At 59.9% G+C, this 20,419-nt stretch carries 15 protein-coding genes and 1 pseudogene; 13 read left to right on the top strand and 3 right to left on the bottom strand.

The features are described from left to right. Positions 1-83: 83 nt before the first annotated feature. The 9 genes from GWG67_RS16105 to GWG67_RS16065 all read left to right on the top strand — a co-directional run bounded on the left by GWG67_RS16105 (position 84) and on the right by GWG67_RS16065 (position 12,163). Positions 84-1,400 carry an ImpA family type VI secretion system protein gene (locus tag GWG67_RS16105; RefSeq protein WP_275170268.1) on the top strand — a complete coding sequence of 439 codons (1,317 nt, stop codon included), beginning with the start codon at positions 84-86 and terminating at the stop codon, positions 1,398-1,400. A 122-nt stretch (positions 1,401-1,522) separates the two neighbouring features. Further along, positions 1,523-2,050: a type VI secretion system contractile sheath small subunit gene (gene tssB, locus GWG67_RS16100; protein ID WP_211397493.1), complete on the top strand. Its 528-nt coding sequence runs from the start codon at positions 1,523-1,525 to the stop codon at positions 2,048-2,050. Between the two features lie 24 nt (positions 2,051-2,074). After that, positions 2,075-3,577 (top strand): type VI secretion system contractile sheath large subunit, encoded by a 1,503-nt coding sequence (gene tssC, locus GWG67_RS16095; protein WP_027568116.1) that lies wholly within the window; start codon positions 2,075-2,077, stop codon positions 3,575-3,577. A 49-nt stretch (positions 3,578-3,626) separates the two neighbouring features. Further along, positions 3,627-4,112 (top strand): type VI secretion system tube protein Hcp, encoded by a 486-nt coding sequence (locus tag GWG67_RS16090; RefSeq protein WP_275170267.1) that lies wholly within the window; start codon positions 3,627-3,629, stop codon positions 4,110-4,112. Positions 4,113-4,335: 223 nt separating this feature from the next. After that, entirely contained in the window at positions 4,336-4,842 is a 507-nt protein-coding gene (gene tssE, locus GWG67_RS16085; RefSeq protein WP_275170665.1) for a type VI secretion system baseplate subunit TssE, read from the top strand. Between the two features lies 1 nt (position 4,843). Further along, the gene (gene tssF / locus GWG67_RS16080; RefSeq protein WP_275170266.1) at positions 4,844-6,805 is read left to right on the top strand and encodes a type VI secretion system baseplate subunit TssF; all 1,962 of its coding nucleotides are present in this window, start codon (positions 4,844-4,846) and stop codon (positions 6,803-6,805) included. Next, the gene (tssG, locus tag GWG67_RS16075; protein ID WP_275170265.1) at positions 6,769-7,833 is read left to right on the top strand and encodes a type VI secretion system baseplate subunit TssG; all 1,065 of its coding nucleotides are present in this window, start codon (positions 6,769-6,771) and stop codon (positions 7,831-7,833) included. Before tssF ends, tssG begins: the two co-directional genes overlap by 37 nt. A gap of 98 nt (positions 7,834-7,931) precedes the next feature. Further along, positions 7,932-10,571 carry a type VI secretion system ATPase TssH gene (tssH, locus tag GWG67_RS16070; RefSeq protein ID WP_275170264.1) on the top strand — a complete coding sequence of 880 codons (2,640 nt, stop codon included), beginning with the start codon at positions 7,932-7,934 and terminating at the stop codon, positions 10,569-10,571. A gap of 5 nt (positions 10,572-10,576) precedes the next feature. Next, positions 10,577-12,163 carry a class I SAM-dependent methyltransferase gene (locus GWG67_RS16065; RefSeq protein ID WP_275170263.1) on the top strand — a complete coding sequence of 529 codons (1,587 nt, stop codon included), beginning with the start codon at positions 10,577-10,579 and terminating at the stop codon, positions 12,161-12,163. 78 nt (positions 12,164-12,241) lie between these two features. Here GWG67_RS16065 and GWG67_RS16060 read toward each other — a convergent pair whose 3' ends face one another. From GWG67_RS16060 to GWG67_RS16050, 3 genes are all read right to left on the bottom strand, one after another. Beyond that, positions 12,242-13,141 (bottom strand): DUF4399 domain-containing protein, encoded by a 900-nt coding sequence (locus tag GWG67_RS16060; protein WP_275170262.1) that lies wholly within the window; start codon positions 13,139-13,141, stop codon positions 12,242-12,244. 119 nt (positions 13,142-13,260) lie between these two features. Continuing rightward, complete coding sequence (locus tag GWG67_RS16055; protein WP_275170261.1) at positions 13,261-14,487, bottom strand: OmpA family protein; 1,227 nt, start codon at positions 14,485-14,487, stop codon at positions 13,261-13,263. Between the two features lie 26 nt (positions 14,488-14,513). After that, a complete protein-coding gene (locus GWG67_RS16050; RefSeq protein ID WP_275170260.1) occupies positions 14,514-16,214 on the bottom strand; it encodes a caspase domain-containing protein in 1,701 nt (566 codons plus the stop codon). On the opposite strand from GWG67_RS16050, the gene GWG67_RS16045 reads away from it, so the two are divergent. The 4 genes and pseudogenes from GWG67_RS16045 to GWG67_RS38955 all read left to right on the top strand — a co-directional run. Continuing rightward, positions 16,198-17,985, top strand: coding sequence for an SUMF1/EgtB/PvdO family nonheme iron enzyme (locus GWG67_RS16045; RefSeq protein WP_275170259.1), 1,788 nt, complete (start codon positions 16,198-16,200; stop codon positions 17,983-17,985). The two genes, GWG67_RS16050 and GWG67_RS16045, sit on opposite strands and share 17 nt — an antisense overlap. Positions 17,986-18,482: 497 nt before the next feature. After that, a complete protein-coding gene (locus tag GWG67_RS16040) occupies positions 18,483-19,511 on the top strand; it encodes a hypothetical protein (protein WP_275170258.1) in 1,029 nt (342 codons plus the stop codon). An 80-nt stretch (positions 19,512-19,591) separates the two neighbouring features. Further along, positions 19,592-20,050, top strand: a complete 459-nt coding sequence (locus GWG67_RS16035) for a hypothetical protein (protein WP_275170257.1) — start codon at positions 19,592-19,594, stop codon at positions 20,048-20,050. A gap of 9 nt (positions 20,051-20,059) precedes the next feature. Next, a pseudogene (locus tag GWG67_RS38955) lies at positions 20,060-20,371 on the top strand (hypothetical protein); the annotation flags it as partial. Between the last annotated feature and the right edge of the window lie 48 nt (positions 20,372-20,419).

The raw sequence follows: 20,419 nt of genomic DNA, 5'->3' as shown, positions 1-20,419 counted from the left end.
CCCATAAGACAATCGGATCATAGTCCCTCCCGCGCTCCTGGGTACGTCACGGGGTTCGGCGGGGGCCCAGCAGATGGACGATCATGCTCGACGTCGCCTCCTTGACCCAGCCCGTAGCCGCGGACGATCCCTGCGGGCCCGATCTCGAGGCAAGTGGGGACGTTCAGTACCTCAACTTCTTCGCAGGTGCGGAATCGCTGCTTCCGATGTCGTACTTCGAGGTGGTCAACGCCAATGGAGATCGCGGGCGCTTCGATCCGAAGGCCATCGACGTCGCGGGCCAGTTTGCGGCCGCACGACCTCTTCTGGCGCGCACCCGCGATCTGCGTTTGAACATGCTGCTGGCCAAGTTCTCCATCCTCAACCGGGATCTTGACGGCTTTCTCAATTGCCTGAAGGCGACGACCACGTTGCTTAGGGAGCAGTGGGAAGCTGTACATCCGAGGGCCGAAGACGGCGACTACGCTCTTCGCGCAGTCACGATCGAAGCGATCGACGTGTTTCCGACCGTGATCAATCCCCTCCAATTCCTGCCGCTGATCGAAAATCGCAGACAGGGGACCCTCAACTACCGTGCCTATCAGGTTGCCAAGGGAGAAATTCCCGCTGGTGGCGCCGACACTGACGGTCCCGATCTTGCAATGATCGAGCGGATCATTGACGACACAGATCTCGAGACCCTGAGGGCGGTGAGTGCACGTTGTTCGGCAGTCGCTGCCGAAATTGCAGGCATCAAGACGATCTGGCACGAAAAGTTGAACTCGGGGCAACCCATCAGCCTCGACAGGGTCTCCGGCGTCGTCAATGGCATGGCCGCCTGGCTTGCGGGTCTCGTCGCGGAGCGTGACCCGAGCGCCGTTGTGGCTGCGCCGTCAGACGACGCTGAACTATCCGACACGCAACACCCGATTGAGGCAACCGGTGCGCTGACGTCGTCGGGGCAGGCCACCGCGGCACTTGCCGCCGCCGCGGACTATTTCGCCCGAATGGAACCGTCGAATCCCGCCCTGCTGCTGGTGCGTCAGGCGCAGGAGATGGTTGGTAAATCTTTTATCGAAGTGATGCGAATGCTGGTGCCCGCCCACGTAGAGAGCGCCGCGATCAATATCGGGCGAGACAAGTTCTTCGACCTGCCCATCGAACGGATGGCGGAGCTTGCCACCCCATCCTCGTCCGGGATCGAGAGCGAAGTTCAAGATACTGTTTTCTCTGCAGAAAATAGAGCACAGGCCTTGGGCATGCTGGCCAAAGTGGCCGCATTTTTCCGGACCGCAGAACCGTCGAGCCCTATTCCCTTTTTGGTCGACCGCGCGCGCGAACTGGCACAGCGAGACTTTCTCAGCCTTTTGAATGACGTCCTGCCCGAGGGCGCGCTCAAGACAATCGACAAATCGTATTGAACCCGCATTTCGCTCGACGTCACTAACAGGACATACAGATTTTGCCGACCGCAAGTTGAGCTGCTCTTGTAACCTGCGTCGCGGCAAACCGGCTTCTCAATGATTTCGCAAAGAGGGGAACCATGGCTACCGACAGCGGTCAAAAATTCATCCGTCGTAACCGCGCACCGCGCGTTCACATCACTTACGAAGATCCCTACGACGCTGAGCGGCTGATCGAGTTGCCGTTCGTGATGGGCGTCCTTTCCGACCTTTCCGGCAACAACGCTGGCGTGGAGAAACCCAAGGTCGAGGAGCGCAAGTTCCTCGAATTCGACATGGACAATTTCGACAACCGCATGGCGGCCATCCAGCCCGGGGTGACAGCCCGCGTGGCCAACCGCCTAAGCGAAGCGGCCGACGAGAAGATTTCCGTCAGCCTGCGCTTCAACAAGATGGCCGACTTCTCACCCGTAGCGGTCGCCCGACAGGTTCCAGCCACGGCCAAGCTGCTGGAGGCCCGCGAACAGCTCGCCAACCTGCTCCGCTACATGGACGGCAAGGTGGCTGCCGAGGATCAGCTGAAGAAGCTCCTTAGCGATCCGCAGCTGATGGCCGCGCTGAAAGAACGGACAGCGAGCCAACCGACCGAACCCGACGCCGAGAAATAGAAATAAAGAGAAGGACTGGGGACCATGGCAAAAGAAGCTGGTCAAAAGGCGAACGTCACTCAGGTCGGGACCGCCGAGGCCGACGAGTTTGCGAACCTACTCAAGCAGAGCTTCAAGCCCCGCACGGAACGCGCTGCGACCGAAGTCGAGAATGCGGTATCCACGCTCGTTCAGGAGGCGTTGAAGGACACGAGCGTCATCAAGTCGGATGTCCTCGACACCATCGAGGAGATGATCGCGCGGATCGACCAGAAGCTCACCGCGCAGATGAACGAGATTCTTCATGCGCCCGAGTTCCAAGCGATCGAAAGCGCCTGGCGCGGCCTGCATTACCTCGTCTTCAATTCCGAGACGGACGCCAATCTCAAGATTCGCGTGATGAATGTCTCCAAGACCGAGCTCTATCGCAACCTGCGGCTATATCCAGACGCCCGCTGGGACCAGAGCCCGCTGTTCAAGCAGGTCTACGAGTACGAATTCGGCCAGTTAGGCGGCGAGCCGTTCGGCTGCTTGATCGGCGACTACTATTTCAGTCATCTGCCGACCGACGTGCAGTTGATGCGTGATCTCAGCAAGGTCGCCGGCGCCGCGCACGCTCCCTTCTTCGCCGGAGCCGAGCCCACGCTGATGGGCATGGATTCATGGACCGAGTTGTCCAATCCCCGCGACATCGGCAAGGTGTTCGACACGCCGGAATACGCGGCCTGGAAAGGTCTCCGCGATCAGGATGACTCGCGCTATCTCGGCCTTTGCATGCCGCGAGTGCTGGGTCGCCTTCCCTACGGCGCCAAGTCGGAGCCGGTGGAAGAATTCGCCTTCGAGGAAGAAACCGACGGGCATACCGGCGACAAGTACGGTTGGATCAACGCCTCCTACGCGATGGCTGTCAACATCAATCGCGCCTTCAAGGAGTTCGGCTGGTGCACCCGCATCCGCGGTGTTCAGTCCGGCGGCGAGGTCATCAACCTGCCCACGCACACTTTCCCGACCGACGACGGCGGCGTGGACCTGAAATGTCCAACCGAGATCGCGATCAGCGATCGTCGCGAGCATGAACTCGCCAAGGCGGGTTTGATCCCGCTGATCCATCGCAAGAACACCGACAAGGCGGCTTTCATCGGTGCGCAGTCGCTCTACAAGCCGAAGAAGTATTTCGGCGAGAAAGGCGTGGATGCAACCGCGTCTGACAACCTGTCGTCACGTCTGCCCTACATGTTCGCAGTGTCCCGCTTTGCGCACTATCTGAAGTGCATGGTTCGCGACAAGATCGGATCCATGAAGGAAAAGGATGAGCTGACGGTCTGGCTGCAAACCTGGATCAACGAGTACGTTGATGCCAACCCAGCCCTATCGTCAGAAGCTCAGAAAGCGCGCAAGCCGCTGGCCGCAGCGAAGGTCGAGGTCATAGCAAACGAGGAGAACCCGGGATATTACAACGCACGCTTCTTTCTCCGTCCACACTTCCAACTCGAAGCGATGGACGTCGGCCTCAGTCTTGTGTCGCGCCTACCAGGCCCGAGCTCCTGACGCCACATCATCGCAACTGTCAATTGCAGATTTTTGAGAGGACTAAGCTATGGCTGTCGATATTTTCTTGAAACTCGATCCCATCAAGGGCGAGTCGCTGGATGACAAGCACAAGGACGAGATTGATGTATTGAGCTGGTCGTTCGGCGAAAGCCAGGCCGGTACATTCCACAGCGGATCCGGAGGCGGCGCCGGCAAGGTCAACATCCAGGATCTCCACTTCACGCACTTCGTGGACAAGGCCACCCCGGAATTGTTTAAGGTCTGCGCGAACGGAAAGCACATCGAAACGGCGATCCTGACTGTGCGCAAGGCTGGCGAGAACCCGCTGGAGTATCTGAAGATCGAGATGAAGCACGTCCTGGTCTCCAGCGTGTCGACCGGCGGATCGCACGGCGAAGAGCGCCTAACCGAAAACGTGAGTCTGAACTTCGCCAAGGTCAAGATGACCTACAAGACCCAGACGGACAAGGGTGCCGCCGGCGCCTCGCCGACCTTCGGCTGGGACGTTCCTGCCAACAAGGAATGGGCATGATCTTCGGCCCCTCGCCTGGCGCCGGTTGCCAATAGCGGTCACCGGCGCCATGCGGCGATATCCCAAATTGCATCCTTCGAATGGCCCCGGTTACGGCCGGGTGCCTGGCCACGATACGTCAAGTGCGACGCCGATTGCCGCCTTCGAAGCGGCATAGGCGCCGAACGTCATGGGGACCAGATTGACGCTTACGCCAAAAAAGGATCGGCTCTCTCCGCCGCTGATGCTCGCCTTTCGCGCGGCGCATGAAGCGCGTGATGCGCGCAAGAAGCTCGATCTGCGCGATCAGTCCGGTGAACGGATTATCGCAGGCCGGCGCAGCACAGGACGCCATCCGATCTCGGAGGCACTCCTCCGGCGCGAGGTCTCCCATGACGTCGAAACGCTCCTCAATACAATCGCTCTCGAATCGACGCTAGACATGAGCGGCCGGGATTGCGTACGAACGTCGATTCTGAACTATGGCTTTCCCGACATCGCCAATCGTTCGATCGACGAGGTCACGGACGACGAGCTCAGCAACTCGCTGCGCACCACACTGCTCAATTATGAACCAAGGCTCGATCGCAAGACAATCCGGGTCCGCCGCGACGCCTCGATCGGACCCGAGCAGCTCAAGCTGCGCTTCATCGTTCACGCCGATCTGAAAGCTGAACCGCTCAACGTTCCCGTGGAATTCGTCGCCGACGTCGAGCTCGACAGCGGCGATATCCAGATCAACCGACTTTAGCATGAATCGCGAATTCCTGGACTTCTACAATCGCGAATTGTCCCTGCTGTACGAGCAGGCAGGAGATTTCGCCGAGGAGTATCCCGGCATCGCTGAACGCCTGGGCGGCCTGATCAGAGACCGCTCGGATCCGATGATCACCGGGCTACTGGAAGGCGCGGCGTTTCTTGCCGCCCGTGTCCAGTTGAAGCTAAAGCACGAATTTCCGGAATTCACCTCGAATCTGCTGGAACAGCTGGTTCCGAACTACCTTGCCCCTACCCCGTCGGCCATGCTGGTCGCAGCAGGACCGCCCTATGCCGACCCGGCGCTGCGCGACGGCAAAAAGATCGCGCGCGGCGCCTATTTCGACGCCACCTACCGCGAGAGAGAGCGAAGCCTCGCCTGCCGATTTCGACTTTGCCGCGATATCACGCTCTGGCCGTTCGACATCACAGGCGCCGAATACTTCTCGACGGCGGGCGCGCTGCAGGCACTCGGAATCCCGGTCGGAGGCGACGTCATCGCCGGACTCAGGCTGTCGTTGACCCACCGCACCGCGGCCCAGGTTGACGAGGAACTGTCGGATGCAGAGGCTCGGACAAAGCCGGAAACCTGGTTTGCGGGCTGCCGCATGAGCGAGCTCCCGATCTATCTCGTCGGTGCGGAATCAGATGGCATAGCGCTCTACGAACAACTGATATCGAATTGCAAGGGCGTCTACTTCCGACATCTCGACGATTTCGGCGATCCGGTGGTGACGCGCGCACCGCACGACTGCGTGCAGCAGATCGGTTTCGACGAAACCGAGTCGCTGTTTCCGCACGACAACCGCGTCTTTCGCGGCTCAGAGCTGCTCCGGGAATATTTCATGTTTCCGCGCAAGTTCCTTGGCGTTCACTTGACCGGACTCCGCAGCGTGATGCCGCGCCTGCGCAGCAAGTCGATCGATATCGTCTTCGCCTTCGATGAACACAATTCTCGGCTCGCCGCCGCGGTGCGTTCCGATAGCTTCAGGCTCTACACCGCACCGGCGATCAATCTGTTCGAGAAGACGAGTGATCGAATCCCCGTCAAGTCGAACACCCACGAATATCACGTGGTGCCGGATCGCAGTCGCTATCTCGAATACGAGCCGCACCAGGTCCTCGAAGTCTACGCGCATTTCCCGGCGGAGAAGGACAAGCGGCTGGTACGCCCGCTGTATTCGGCAAGCGTCGACCAAACCAGCGCACAGGGGCTTTACTTCACCGTCCGCCGCCTGCCCCGGCGCCGCACGGTGGAAGAGAAGACGTACGGCTCATCTTCCGATTACACCGGGACGGACATGTTTCTATCGCTGCTCGAGCCCGGCGAATTGAACGGGCAGAACTCGGCCGCCGAGCTCAGCGTCCGAGCGCTGTGTTCCAATCGGCACCTCACTGAGCACCTGCCGGTCGGCGCGAGCGGCGCCGACTTCCACCTGCTGGACGACACGTCCCTCGACCTGGTGTGCGTTGCTGGTCCAACCCGGCCGCGCGAGCCGGTGGTCGCCCAGTTGCGCAGTCGCAGCGAAATCGCCAACAGCGGGATCGTCAGTTGGCGGCTGATCAACATGCTGAGCCTGAACTATCTCGGCCTCGTCGAGCGCAACGGCGGCAAGAACGCAGGAGCGCTACGCGAGATGCTGTCCCTGTTTGCCGACCAGTACGACGACGCCACCGAACGCAAGATCCGGGGCGTGCGCAGCATCGAAAGCCGGCCCGTCGTGCGACGGGTGCGGGAGCGCACCGGGAGCGGTGCCGCGCGCGGCCTGGAGATCACTGTCACACTTGACGAGAAGGCGTTCGAGGGGAGCGGCGTGTTCCTGCTCGGAGCTGTGCTGGAGCGCTTCTTCGCCGACTATTCAGGCTTCAACACCTTCACCCAAACGATCGTCTCGACGCCGGAGCGTGGCGAGATCATGCGGTGGCCACCGCGCATGGGCACGCGGAGACCACTGTGACGCTGATCGACCAGATGAAGACCGAACCCTGGCGGTTCGATTTCTTCAATACCCTGCGTCAGCTCGAGCGAGCCAATCCGGATCGACCTCGGATCGGTGACAGCGCCGCCCGCCGCGAGGAGTACGTCGATCTCGGCCAAGTGCCCTACCTCGAGTTCCCTGCCTCTAATCTTGCCGTAGTCGACGACCAGAATGGCCGGCTCAGAATCCTCGTCAAGTTTCTCGGCCTCCTGGGTCCGCAAGGTGCGCTGCCACTTGCCACGACCGATGAAAGTCTGAGCTGGTGGCTGATGCGGGACGACGCCTTCCCGCGCTTTCTTGACCTGCTCAACGGCCGGTTCCTGCAGCTCTTCTTTCGTGCCTGGGCCGACGCCCGGCCGATCGCGCAGCACGACCGTCCCGCGGATGATCGCTTCATCGCCTATGTCGGCTCCTTCGCCGGCCTCGGCTCAGACGTTTTCGCCAATCGGGACACCGTACCCGACATGGCGAAGCTCAGCTTCGTCGGACTGGTCGCCCCGAGGACGAAATGTGCGTCACGGCTGACGCGGTTCTTGCAGGGACTGTTCGACGTCAAGGTCGAGATCGACGAGTTTGTCGGCACTTGGCTTGCGTTCGATCCAAGTCACTGCAGCCGGCTCGGCGAGGCGCATGCCAGCCTCGGTCGGGACGCGCTTCTCGGCTCACGCGTGTTCAGCGTCGAAGACAAGATCAGGGTTCGGGTCTTCGTCAAGAATTTTGTCCAGTACGAGCAGTTCCTGCCGACCGAAGCGCGCAACTTGTCGGAGCCGCTGGCCGACGCCGTTTTCTTCTACGTTGGCGACGAACTGGAGTGGGAGGTCGAGCTCGCCATTCCAGCAGGAGAGGTCGTCCCCGTCAGACTAGGGCAGAGCGGACGGCTTGGATGGACCACCTGGGTCTCCCCGAACTGGACCTCCACTGAAGAATATCGCCGCGATGCCCGCTTTCAGCTCGGGGAGCGCCTGCGAGCCCGCCGGAACGCCGCAGCCGATGCCTCGGCAATTTGAACCTATCGACCGCGCCGATCGTCCCAATGTCATGGGATTCGCGCCAATTTCCGTTGGGTGTCAAACATCGGCGGAGCAATTGAGCAGGAGGGGCCGCCGTGACCGACATCAGTATTGAAGCCGTAACGGGCAAACTGAACCGCGCCGGTTACGACGCCTTCATACAGGCTCTTCGCCATGCCAAGAGCGCCGGGAACCGCAACGTCGAGCTTGCGCACTGGCTGTTTCATATCCTGCAGCAGGAGCGCACAGACGTAAGCCTCTCGGTGGACCATTACAAGCTCGACCGGGGGCGGTTGCTGTCGGAACTTGCCGGCGCGATCAATGGCTTTCGGAAGAACGAAACAGACATGCCGGGTATCGCCAATCCGGTCATCGATCTCCTCGATCGTGGCTGGCACTACGCCACGCTCTTTTTCGGCGAAACCCAGATCCGCACCGGCCACCTGCTCGTGGCTGGGCTGAAGTCGAACGACATCCGTCGCGCGCTGAACAACCTCTCCCAGGAATTCGCCAAGGTCAACGTCGAAGCATTGGCCGCCGAGCGTCGCGCCATCTGGGCCGGCTCCGACGAGGAGACCATGCGGCCCATGGACGGCTCGGGTCTTGTAGGCGCTGGCACGGACGGCGCGGATCAGACCAGCCCGAAAGGCACGACACCGCTCGACCGTTTCTCGCAGGATCTCACAGCGAAGGCCAAATCGGGCGAGATGGACCCGATCCTGGGGCGGGACGAAGAGATTCGCCAGTTGATAGACGTTCTGATGCGAAGGCGGCAAAATAATCCGATTCTTACCGGCGAAGCCGGCGTCGGCAAGACGGCGGTAGTGGAAGGATTCGCGCAACGCATCGCCGCCGGGGACGTACCGCCGCCGCTGCGCAATGTCCGGCTCTGCGCCCTCGACATCGGCTTGATGCAGGCCGGCGCCTCGATGAAGGGCGAGTTCGAGCAGCGGCTGCGCTCGGTGATCGACGAGGTGCAGAGCTCGCCCACCCCGGTCATCCTTTTCATCGACGAAGCCCATACCTTGATTGGCGCCGGCGGTGCAGCCGGCACCGGCGATGCGGCAAACCTCCTGAAACCTCCACTCGCCCGTGGCACGCTGCGCACGATCGCAGCTACAACCTGGGCAGAATATCGCCAGTACATCGAGAAGGACCCGGCGCTCGCGCGACGCTTCCAGCCGATCCAGATCGACGAACCGGATGTCGAGACCTGTTGCGTGATGCTGCGCGGCCTTCTTGGCCCAATGGAAAAGCACCACGGTGTCCGCATTTCCGACGCCGCAATCATTGCAGCCGTCAACCTCTCGCACCGCTACATTCCCTCCCGACAGCTGCCGGACAAGGCCGTCAGCCTGCTCGATACCGCCTCGGCCCGCGTGGCGATCAGCCAGAGCGCCACGCCGGCCCTGATCGAGGACACGCGTGTCGCGATCACGGCTCGCGAAGCTGAGAAATCCGCGCTGGTCAGCGACCGCGATCTGGGCATCGAGGACGGCGAGCGCGTCGCTACGATCGACAGCGATATCGCCGCGTTGAAAGAAAAGCTAACCGCGCTGGAGGCTGACTGGGCCAAGGAGCAGGAGCTCGTCAAGGACATCCGCAGCATTCGTGACATCCTGTCCGAGCCCAAGGAAGATCAAGATTCAGATGCAAAACGAGCGGAGCTGCGCGGCAAGTTCGAGACGCTGGAGGGGATCAATCCGGAAAAACGGATGGTCTATGCCCATGTGGACCAGCAGTCGGTAGCGTCCGTCGTGTCCGACTGGACCGGCATCCCGGTTGGTCGGATGATGCGGGACGAGATCGAAACCGTGCTCAAGCTACCGGAGATCCTCAACCGCCGCGTCGTCGGCCAGTCCCACGGGCTGACGATGATCGCCAGACGTATCGAGACCAGCCGCGCCAAGCTGGACAACCCGTCGAAGCCGATCGGCGTTTTCATGCTGGCCGGACCATCCGGCGTCGGAAAGACCGAGACCGCGTTAGCGCTTGCCGAGACGCTCTACGGCGGCGAGCAGAACATGATCACGATCAACATGTCGGAGTTCCAGGAGGCGCATACCGTCTCGACCCTGAAGGGAGCACCTCCCGGTTACGTCGGCTACGGAGAAGGCGGCCGCCTCACCGAGGCGGTCCGGCGCAAGCCATACAGCGTCATCCTGCTCGACGAGGTGGAGAAGGCCCATCCCGACGTCCATGAGATCTTCTTCCAGGTGTTCGACAAGGGAGTCATGGAGGACGGCAACGGACGACGGATCGACTTCAAGAACACCTTGATCATCCTGACGACCAATGTCGGTACCGATCTGATCATGGGGCTGTCCCGCGATCCAAAGTACCGCAATGAACCGGAAGAGCTCGCGAAAATGCTCAGGCCGGAACTGCTCAAGGTATTTCCGGCGGCTTTGCTCGGGCGTATCGTCTCGATCCCCTACTTCCCGCTCTCGGACGAGATGCTCGGCGGCATCGTCCGGCTGCAGCTCGACCGCATCGGCCGTCGGCTACGCGATAATCACAACGCGGCCTTCAGCTACGACGACACCGTCGTTGAGCACATCGTGTCAAGCTGCAACGATCCGGATTCCGGCGGGCGCATGATCGACAACATCATCACCAACACATTGCTGCCGGAGCTGTCGCGCGAGTTCCTGAGAAAATCACTTGCCAAGGAAGAGATCAAGCAGACGCGCGTCTCAATCGCGAACGACAAGTTCGCATATTCGTGGAACTGAGCACGATGAATGTTCACACTGAGCATCGCCCTTCGACGACCGGCCCAACACGGTACGACGAGGTCTACTATCCCGGCCACGTCTACGGGCTCACCCACCCCAACCATCTTGCAACGATTGCCGCCGTCTACGGCATGCAACCTGCGCCGGTCGAGTGCTGCCGAGTACTGGAACTCGGCTGCGGCGTCGGCGGCAATCTTCTGCCAATGGGCTTTCAATATCCGGACAGCGAGTTCGTCGGTGTCGACCTGAGCGGCGTGACGATCGAGCGCGGCCAGAAAAATATCGCGACACTTGGCCTGAGCAACATCAAGCTCCTCCATTGCGACATCATGAATGTCGATCCAAGCTTCGGACAGTTCGATTACATCATCGCGCACGGCGTGTACTCATGGGTGCCACCGCCCGTGCGTGAGAAGATGATGACGATCTTCAAGCAGAACCTGTCACCGCGCGGGATCTGCTACGTCAGTTACAATGCGCATCCGTTCTCGCACCTCCGCGACATGGCCCGCGACATGATGCGGTATCACACCCGCCGCCTCACCGGCATGAAGGAGAAGGTCGGACAGGCTCGCGCGATCCTGAAGTTCCTGAGCGAAGGCTCGAAGGCCAACACGGTTCACGGCGCGATCATGCGGGATCAGTACAACCGCGTTCTCAAGTCTCCCGACGAATTGTTGTTTCACGACGATCTCGACGATGGCGCGACCGCCTTCCTGTTGCACGAAGTCGCAGAGGATGCCGCCCAGCGTGGCCTGCAGTATCTGGGCGATTCCGATTTTTCGCGCCGCTATCTCGCCGGCTACTCCGAGGAGGTCCGTGCCACGCTGCAGCATTTCCCGGAAAGCGAGTTCATGGCACGCGACCAGTATCAGGATTTCATCGACGGCAACGGCTTCCGGCGCACCTTGTTTTGCCACGACAATGTTTCCCTCGACCGGCAGATCGACACAGATTTCGTCAGGCGGTACCACCTCTTGAGCACGACCAGCGCCGTCGATCCCGAAGCCTGTGTGACAGACGATTCTGCAATGGAATTCGAGATCCAGAACGGCAGCAGGATTACAGTGACCAATCCCCTCCTGAAGGCAGCGCATCTGTGCCTCGGCCGCGCGTGGCCGCGCGCATTGTCATTCGGCGAGTTGCTGCACGGTGCGCGCGCGCTGCTGGATGGCCGTCACGCCGACGATGACGAACGGGTCCTGACGGAGGCGATGTACATCCTGTGCTGCAGCGGCGAGGTCTCCTTCCTGGTATCGCCGCCATTCCTGCTGAAGGAAATTACCGACCGGCCGCAAGCGAGCTTACTGGCCCGCAAACAGTCGCACACAAGTCCGCACGTCACCAACCTGCTCCACCAAACAGTGCAGTTGGAGGACGATCGAACCCGGCATTTCCTGCAATTGCTCGACGGCCTTCACACGATCGACCAGATCACGGCCGAGATGACCGAAGCATTTGGCTCCAGCATCCGGATCGAACAAAAGGACAAGGACGGAAAGCCAGTAGAGCCGCTGCTGCTTTCAACTCGAGAGAGCGTTGAACGCTCGCTTGCGATGGTCGGCAAGCTGGGCCTGTTGGTCGCCTGAGGCGATCGATCTCAACTCAAAGCGGGGCGCGAGACCACTGCGGTGGGCTGCGCGCGTTCGCGTGTCTCCGTCTCGTGCCTAATGATAGTGCGATATTCGGTGATGTTTCCGCGTCGGCGGCTTACGACCGTTGGCGGTCACCACAACATTGATAAGCTGCGAAAAAACCGGGGGATCGTGTGGTATGTGATTTTCGTCGGCCAGGATCAGCTGCAGCTTGTGACGACCCAGCGGCAGATTGATTTTGGCTTCGGTTTGACCCGCGCCAAAATGAAGATGGTTGAAATCATTGGGGATCGGCTGATCAAATGGCGGCAGGCTGGTATCGATCAGCAAATGGTGGTGCCCCGTATTCGCCTTTTCGAAGCCGGCGGGAGCAACGCCCATGCCGACCAGGCCGAAACGGACAACAGACGTTGGCGTGACGTACGCCCCGTCCACGGGATAGACAAAATAGACCTTCGCTCCGGAGGGCGACGGGTGACGTCCCGAATGCGGCGTGGCCTGGGCCGACGGGGCTGCAGCCTGATCGACGACGTGAACATGGATACGATCAGAGAACAGCGGCGGTGACGTCGGCACATGATTCTTGTCGCCCAACAGCAGCTGTAGTGTGTGGTCTCCCGGCGTGAGCGTAACTTCGGCTTCGGTCTGACCTGCACCGAAATGCAGATGATTGAAGTCGCTCGGAATGGGACTGTCCATCGGCGGCAGCTCGGCATCAATCAAGAGATGATGGTGACCGGAGTTTCCCTTGTCGGATCCGGCTGGCGCTACGCCCATTCCCTTCAAACCGAAATGAACGGTGAATTTCGTCGGGACGGTCTGCCCGTCCTTGATGTCCACGAAATAGACCGCAGCACCAGCAGGCGAGGTTGTAGGACCGCCGGCGGGCTTTGGCTGTGCATGCGCTGAGCCGAACGCTCCCGCTAAAATCAGGAGGGACGTCGTCATTGCGACCAAGGCTTTCGATACCATGAGAGACCCCCTAAGGCCGATAATTTGGAGCGCGGTGCGCTCTGGATTGAAGGAAATGAACGTGGCCAAACAAGACAAAAGTTGAGAGTGCGCGGCAGCTTCGAGACTTCAATGCGCATTCAGCATCGGTGTACGTTGAAATCGACGCGGCGGTCGATCGCATCGCTCGCGTCATCGCGGCCCGTCCCGACGATCGATTCTCGAGATCCGGCGCCGACCGCCTTCAGCCGGTCAGCCAGGCTGGGAGAAGCACTCTGCAGGAGATCCTTGATGAACTGCGCCCTTAGCACCGATAGGCGTTCATTGATTTGCGCCGGTCCGGTATTTGATGTGTGCCCAACGACATCGATGCAGGAATCGTTCTGCATCGCCTGCGACGCGATCTGACTTAGCCACATCGGGTATGGACCGGTGATATTCTGGTCATCGAGGAACTGCGTCGTGCCCGGCTTGAACAGAAGCCGTACGGACAACTTATTGGCCGTCAGGCCATACTTGACGAGACTGCCAAATGCCTCGGTGGCATCGGTCCGGCGATTAAGCTTCCAGCTGGACAGATAAATACCAGAATGAACACGAAGTTGGTCGCCGCCCGACATTTGCCGGGCCGTCCGATAGAACGCCAGCGCCTCTCGATAGCGTTTGTCGTCGTATTCGAGGATTGCGTCGCTCACAAATGCCGACGTGGCGATCCTCTCGACATATAGGGGATCGATCGGGTCGCCCAGCTTCGTCCCCTGGCAGGTCTTGATGTAGACGGCAATCGCCGGATCATTGGTCCAGATCGGAGCCTCGGCGAAGGCCGGCGTGGGTTCGGCTTTAACGCCGTCGAGTTTTGCCCTCGCAACGGCCTTCGATACGATGCTCTTGCTGCGAAGGTCTGCCAATGCAAGACAGATCCTATAGGCGTCTCGAACACCGTCAGGTGCACCGGCATTGTTTATCGCTGTAAAGGTCCCGATCAGGACAACAGGAGCGCGGCTCAGGGCCTCGCTGGAAAATGGCAACACGGCGAAGCGGGGATATGACTTGGCCACGAGGTCCTTGATGCGCTCCTGCATCAAGCGGGTTGCAGCTGATTGCGCGCCGGTCGCAGCGTCGATTAACGGATCGATGATGAGTTCAACCTTGTCCGACCCCGCGGGCACCGTAGCCTTGGAAAAGAGATCGTTGGCGGCCCGCAACAGCGCGTCGTCGAAAGGGATCGGCGTGGGCGGTGGCGGCGGCGCCGAAGAGGCTTGTGGCGGCGAAGGCGTTGGCGAGGTCGCCTGCGCATAGCACGCTTGGATGGACGTCATCAGGAAGCCGATCGCGAAGCAGGTGACGATTGGAGCGCGATCAATCATGTCTGTTCAACCTTGATTAAAATGAACTAGCGACATTGGCGAAGGGCAATGCGATCGGATTCCGATATGTCACCCAGTTGCGCACGTGCATTAATCTCCTGGCAACGGGGCGTCGATTTCTGCCGAGTCGGCGCAGGGGCTGCCCGCGAGTCAGCCGCGACCGACGGCAGCCGGGCAGTCTCGATCGCAAGGCGTTGCTCGGCGCGCTCACGATCGGATTGCGCCTTCGACAGTTTCTCCGCCATCGCGCGCTCCAGTGTGGCGCGTTGCTCGGCCAATCTGATCCTGTTTGCCTCGAGTGCCGCTACTTCATTCGCGAGCTGATCACGCCGATCTTTTTCCTCGGCGCCAGGTTCGGGAGGCGAAGGCCTCGACGGTTGCGCGGGAGCGCTCGAACTCAATCGCTTTTCCTCGTCGGCTTGCCTGACCTCGTCGCGCTTACGCAATTGGGCCAATTCCTCGCTGGCTTTTCGGAAGCCGGCTTCGGCCTGCTCCAGATCAACCCGAAGCTGCCGCTCCTTCTCGTTGTATTCGTTGACCAGTCGGTCGCGCTCGTTGGCATTCTCGATGGTGTCGATCCGGGCACGGGCCGCGTCGACAAGGCTGCTCGACGGAAACTTCGTGATGAATGCCTTCAATGTCGCAACGCTCGCGGAAGACAGCGGTCCCATCTTCTTCCATGCGTCCAGATCGCTCTCTTGGGGATTCAAATAGAAATCCCCCAGCAGGGAGACCGAGAGCTCCGGTGTTTGTTGCCCGCGCGTCTCACGGTTGACACTGACGGCGACATGCCGGAATAGCGCGCCGACTTCGATCCCCGGTTCCTGCATCTCGCGAACCAGTGCGTTTGTAAACGGACTGTTGCGGCCGGTACCATCAGCCGCCACCGCGTTGGCCTGGGTCGCATAGGCGATCAACATGCCCTGAGTCCGGTCGATCCGGGCAAGTCCTCGGGTGATTTCCTCGCCGCGATTGCCGCTGCGTTGGGCTATAGCCTTCGCAAACGGATTGGTCCGGCAGGCATCCAGAACCATAAGTCGCGTTCCCGAGCTATATCCGAGCGCTTCGACAACATCGTCAAGCTTCACGAGGTCGAATGTCACGATTGAATCGGGATCGACTTGGGCATCGACAGGGACAAGGTAGTTCTGACCTTCAATCTGAAGCCCATGGCCCGAATAATAGAACAACGCAGCATCAGTGCCCCGCAGCTTCTGCGCAAAACGCGCCAATGCAGCGCGCATGCCACGGCCATCGAGATCGCGACCGTCGATGACCTCGAACCCGAGGCGACGCAATTGATCGGAGATGTCGTCAGCATCGTTGCGGCTGTTGCGGAGCAATGTGGCATTGGCATATGCCGCATTGCCTATGACTAGCGCGACACGCCCGTCAGCGTGCGCCTCTGGCGAAAGAAGCAGAGACAGGCACATGGAACAAGCAATCAAGCAAAGCGTGCGAACGAATTTCACGAACGGAGTTCCGCCAAATGGCTTGCCGAGCGGCACCGGTAATCTGAGACTAGGAGCAATCGCCGAATCTCGCAACTTCTTGTTTCCATTCAGCCAGCGTGTTAGCTTCACCAACATATTTGCACACTGCGCCCGTTCGTTTGCTTCAGGCTGAGCAGACCGCATATGAACCGGAGTTTTTGCGCTGATCCAAGTCTGGGGCATTTTGCGTTGATCCAGGTCCAGGGCTGATGAAGCGATGAAACTGTCAGGCATGGGCCGCACTTTAAAGGTGCTCGTCGTTTTGTGCGCCTTTGCGGCTGGCGCGTTCATCCCACAGCTCTTTTTTCTTTCGGCCGCCCGGGGCCAGAACGCGAGTGCTGCGCAGGCCGACAAGAGGGTCGCTCTCGTTATCGGAAATGGATCTTATCCGCAGTCGCCTGTCCGTACGGCGGTTTCCGACGCGAAAGCGATCGCCGAGCTTTTGAAGGCTGGTGGTTTTGACGTGGTTTATGCGCAGGATGCGCGAAATGCCGATATGGATGGGGCAATCCAACAATTCAGCCAAAAACTGGAACGCGGTGCCACCGCCGTCGTCTACTTCTCCGGTCATGCCATCCAGTATGAAGGCCGCAATTTCCTCATCCCGATCGACGGTACCATTGCATCGGACCTCGATATTCACTCCAATGCGGTGGATGGCGATCTCATTCTCGATCCGCTGATCGTTGCCCGGCCCAGAGGTTCAGCCGTTATCCTTGATGCGGCGAGGAGAAATCCATGGCAGCAAAAGACATCGGTCAAGGCAATTGGGCTCGCCAACGTCAGTCCTATCCAGGGCATCACTCAAGCTTACCCCGCACTCCCCGGGCAGGTCGTGGAGGATCAAAAGGGAGCGCTCAGTCTGTTTGCTGACGAGTTCGTGAAAGCCGCCAAGGCCCCCGGTCGAACCTTCAAGGAAGCATTTGGCCAAACCCGGGCTGCGGTCGCAAAGGGAAGCCGCAACAAGCAACTCCCCTGGGAAGCGTCGCTCGAGGCCGCTGACTTTGTCGTTACAGGCCGCAACGAACCAACAGACACGGCGTCGCGCGCGGTCGCGAGATTGGGCAACCCGCCGGATACGGTGGAACAAGGTTTCTGGGATACGATCAAGAGCAGCAACAACGCGGCCGATTTTCAGGCCTATCTCGATGCCTATCCGAACGGTCCGTATGCCTCCGAGGCGCGGGCAGGCCTGCAACGCCTTGGCGCGGTAGCCAGCCCGGCAAAGCCGCAAACACCGACTGTGACCAACACGCCCGCGCCGCCGGTCTCGCCGCCACCGAGGTCTACAATTCGTGACTGTTCCCAATGCCCGGAGATGGTGCTGATACCTTCAGGCAATTTCAACATGGGTTCGACTGAGGTCTTCCCGTTTGAAGGCCCTGTGCATCAGGTGTCGATCCGCAAGCCGTTCTACATCGGTAAGTACGAAGTCACATACGATGAGTGGGACGCCTGTGTCATGGACAGAGGCTGCACCTATCGGCCGGCCGATGCCGGAGCGGGACGCGGCCGCCGTCCCGTCACTGATGTCGATTGGAACGACGCAAAAACCTATGCCGCATGGCTGTCGCAAAAGACCGGGAAGACCTACCGACTGCCAACGGAAAGTGAATGGGAGTACGCCGCCCGAGGCGGCACCAGTTCACCCTACTCTTGGGGCCGGTCAGTGGAGAAGGACCGCGCAAATTGTGCGGGCTGCACCAGTGAACCGCACTATGCCACCATGCAGGTTGGATCATTCAAACCAAATGCGTTCGATATTTATGACATGGCCGGCAATGCCGCAGAGTGGGTCGAGGATTGCTGGACCGAGGGGTATCGAGGGACGCCCACTGATGGATCCGCTTCGGTCAAACCGGGTTGTCCCGAGCGGGTGCTTCGGGGCGGCTCGTTTAATAATGACCCGAAATATCTGCGCTCAGCCGCACGGTTTAGATATGATTTCAATGTTCGCTATCAGGCGAATGGATTTCGAGTCGTTCGCGAGAAGGACGGCGACTAGGACGGTGATCGGAGTTTCCGGTCGGCAGGTTCAAACCGCCTTAGCCCAGGCACCGTTGACGTGTGACTCTGACCAGAATTGAGCTGGACCGCTGGCAACTTCATTGAACATTCCGGCATTTGAACCCGTCCCAGTTCGGATGCGACCAATCCGTGCCGAGGCGCGAGGCTGACCACGTGAAGCGCGATCTGGGTGCTGTGGACAAGATATTTTCACAATAGGACTCAACGGTTATCGGCGGGACCTGGCAAGGTGGGATTCCTATTGCCGGTTTCGAAGCCACGAGCGCCCGCAGGCTTTGAGGGTATGCAAAGGTAAGTGAAAGCGAGCTGGTTAGCCGATTTTCGCACCTACTTCGTGCTGTAGCTCTTCCTGTCGGGCCTGACGACCCAGACGGACCCGACACCATACACTTCAACTGAGCCGGCGCTTTGATTCAAACCGCCCGCGCGCAAAACTTCGCGTTGACGCGCCGAACTAGAACAGGAGAACCGGACATGGCCGCTTTCCAGGAGGTTTTCCGCCGCTCCGGCATCGATGAGCGCCGCAGCCCGCCAGGCGTGGTGGTGCCGTTCGGCGGCTCGAACATCGTGGCCCTGATCGATCCCGGAAGAAAGCTCGAAGTCGATCCTAACGCCCATGCCCTCGCAATAAAGGAGATCGATGGCGCCGATACCCTTAGACGCGTCATGCAGGCCAGAGATGCATTCTCCGCACCCGATATCGATCCGCAGCTCAGGGCGGCGTCACTTCCCGCCACATTCAATGGCGATGCACGGTTTTTCGAAATCAATGGCCGAATTAAGCCGATTGGCTTTCCCGGTCTGGAGGTGGTGGCCCGGTCGGCCGACCGGAAGATCGAAGCCAAGCTCCATGTCGTCGTGCTGCCGGAAATCAAGATCAAGGTGGCGTTCCGCAATGTCATGGTTCCGGGCAGTGGCGGCGCTCCGATGTTTCACGCCAAGAAGCCTTGCAGCGAGCAAGATGAATTGCTGACGATGAACAATATATGGAAGCCGCAGGCCAACATCCGCTTCGAGCGAGTGCCAAGCGACTGGCTCTTCATCGACGACGCGCAGGCTGCCATCAAACAGGAGCTCGCCACCGCGACTGGCATGAAGGATGCGAGCCTGGCGACCTTTCCCGATATGATCGATGTCGAAAAACTGAAGGGCTTCTTCGCCAAACACAAAGTCCGGGGCGCCCACTTAACCATTTTCTGTGTCGACAAGCTTCTGTCCAATGGCTCCTTCCCCAATGGCTCGTTTGTTCGATCGTTGGACCTTGCCTTTATCAGCTCGCAACGCGGGCCTAACACGTCTGCCCATGAAGCCGGGCATTTTCTCGGCTACTACTCGAAGAGCGCGACCAAACCTTGGGACAGCAACGGCCACACACTGGAGACCGATCCAAAAACCGGAAAAGAAAACAGGACGGAGGACATCAAGATGCTGATGCGCGACGGAGGCGCCGGGTGGAAAATTCCGTTTAATCTCGTCAAGGAGTTCCGCGAGTTCCCCGGTTAGCATCCGAAGAACGGACAGAAGCCGGACATCACGCTAGACGTTGAATAGCACCTTTGGGTCAACAGCACCGATCCGGCAAAATGGTCAAAGAACAACGGCCTTGTTGGGATGAAAAGACGCAAGCTTCCTTTGCAGAGCGGGACTGTTTCGACGTTTACATCACCAGCGTAACGAAGGTGACCGGCTTCGGCAAAAGCACCACTCACAACATCGCTGGTACCCGTGGATACGAGATCTCCGGCTTGCTGGTCTACCCACAATGGCAGGCCAAGCTGAAGGTCGATGAGAGCGACGGCGACTTCGGGCTTTGGTTCTATCACTCCTACGGCCGCGCCAACGAAGCTCGGCAACCGTTTCTGGAAATCTGGGTCAGTGATCGCGACTACAGCATCCGCGCGGCCATCGCGAGTGCTCACCAGGCTGCCGTCATCAGTGGGCACAAGCGCTCACTGGTCAGGTTCTGGAAGCGCAAAGGGACGGAATTTTCACGGCCGAGGAAGCCGCAGCTGGCTGGTCCTCCGAGAGGCGCTATCCATTGAACGGCATGTATGTGTGGGAGCAGTTCGAATCCGTGCATTTGCCGAGATGGGCGCTTCCCACGTCGAATGAACGTTTTTCGTCAGATGGAATGGCGGACTGGTACGATCGTTTCAAGCGCGCGAGAGCCGCTGGATTCGCGTTCGAGAGTGCCTATCTTTCCCGGAATGCTGAAATCCTCCTTTAAGCCTTGTCTGCCGACTCGTAGCACCAAAGTCCCCGACCGTCCCGACTGGATCCACGAGATCAAGCACGACGGCTATCGCCTGATCGTCCAGCGTGACGGCAACCGTGTCCGGCTGTTCACGCGCAACGGCCATGACTGGACGGCCCTCGAAGCACGAAGCCACAGCTCCGTCGGGAAATCAGTC

The sequence above is a fragment of the Bradyrhizobium sp. CSS354 genome, from assembly GCF_029051725.1.
GTDB lineage: Bacteria > Pseudomonadota > Alphaproteobacteria > Rhizobiales > Xanthobacteraceae > Bradyrhizobium.
This window is presented reverse-complemented; position numbering and strand designations above follow the sequence as displayed.

Excerpts from the sequence above, each read along its gene's own strand:
- tssC (WP_027568116.1), top strand. The coding sequence starts at position 2,075 with ATGGCAAAAGAAGCTGGTCAAAAGGCGAACGTCACTCAGGTCGGGACC.
- tssB (WP_211397493.1), top strand. The coding sequence starts at position 1,523 with ATGGCTACCGACAGCGGTCAAAAATTCATCCGTCGTAACCGCGCACCG.
- GWG67_RS16045 (WP_275170259.1), top strand. The coding sequence starts at position 16,198 with ATGAAACTGTCAGGCATGGGCCGCACTTTAAAGGTGCTCGTCGTTTTG.
- tssF (WP_275170266.1), top strand. The coding sequence starts at position 4,844 with ATGAATCGCGAATTCCTGGACTTCTACAATCGCGAATTGTCCCTGCTG.
- GWG67_RS16065 (WP_275170263.1), top strand. The coding sequence starts at position 10,577 with ATGAATGTTCACACTGAGCATCGCCCTTCGACGACCGGCCCAACACGG.
- GWG67_RS16090 (WP_275170267.1), top strand. The coding sequence starts at position 3,627 with ATGGCTGTCGATATTTTCTTGAAACTCGATCCCATCAAGGGCGAGTCG.
- GWG67_RS16055 (WP_275170261.1), bottom strand. The coding sequence starts at position 14,487 with ATGATTGATCGCGCTCCAATCGTCACCTGCTTCGCGATCGGCTTCCTG.
- GWG67_RS16050 (WP_275170260.1), bottom strand. The coding sequence starts at position 16,214 with ATGCCTGACAGTTTCATCGCTTCATCAGCCCTGGACCTGGATCAACGC.
- GWG67_RS16105 (WP_275170268.1), top strand. The coding sequence starts at position 84 with ATGCTCGACGTCGCCTCCTTGACCCAGCCCGTAGCCGCGGACGATCCC.
- GWG67_RS16060 (WP_275170262.1), bottom strand. The coding sequence starts at position 13,141 with ATGGTATCGAAAGCCTTGGTCGCAATGACGACGTCCCTCCTGATTTTA.
- GWG67_RS16035 (WP_275170257.1), top strand. The coding sequence starts at position 19,592 with ATGGTCAAAGAACAACGGCCTTGTTGGGATGAAAAGACGCAAGCTTCC.
- tssE (WP_275170665.1), top strand. The coding sequence starts at position 4,336 with ATGCTCGCCTTTCGCGCGGCGCATGAAGCGCGTGATGCGCGCAAGAAG.
- GWG67_RS16040 (WP_275170258.1), top strand. The coding sequence starts at position 18,483 with ATGGCCGCTTTCCAGGAGGTTTTCCGCCGCTCCGGCATCGATGAGCGC.